We start from the raw sequence: 480 nt of genomic DNA, 5'->3' as shown, positions 1-480 counted from the left end.
TCGTCCACGTCCTCGTCACCGCCGTCACCGCGAAGGTGGAGGAGGTGGCGAAGGCCAGCGCGGACTGGGTCATCGCCCGGTCCGAGGGGGCCGCCGGGGTCGTCGTCTTCACCGACGACTCGATCCCCTTCGCCGGTACGAAGTCCAAGCTGATCGAGCAGCGGCTCGCCGCCTGCCCGGGGGTCCGGCTCCTCGCGCACAAGAACATCCCGATCCCGGACGCGAGCCGGCGCACCCCCCAGGAGGTCGCCTCGCTGCTGTCCCGCTTCCGCAAGCAGTGGACGTACTCCGTCGCCATCAACGACCTGTACTTCGACGACGCCGCGCCCGCCTTCCGGGCGGCCGGGAAGCCCGGCGCCGGGCCTCCCTTCAACATCGGCGCCGGGGACGGGGACCCGTCGGCCTTCCGGCGCATCAACAGCGAGCAGTTCCAGGCCGCCACCGTCCCGGAGCCGCTCTCGCAGCAGGGATGGCAGATCG

Annotated in this window: 1 pseudogene; it reads left to right on the top strand. The window is 71.9% G+C overall.

Annotated elements, in window-relative coordinates:
- A pseudogene (locus tag G3I78_RS47930) lies at nt 1-480 on the top strand (sugar ABC transporter substrate-binding protein); the annotation flags it as partial.

This window comes from Streptomyces sp. SID13726, from assembly GCF_010548375.1.
Lineage (GTDB): Bacteria > Actinomycetota > Actinomycetes > Streptomycetales > Streptomycetaceae > Streptomyces.
Note: the sequence above shows the minus strand (reverse complement) of the source record. Positions and strands in the feature narration are given on the sequence as shown.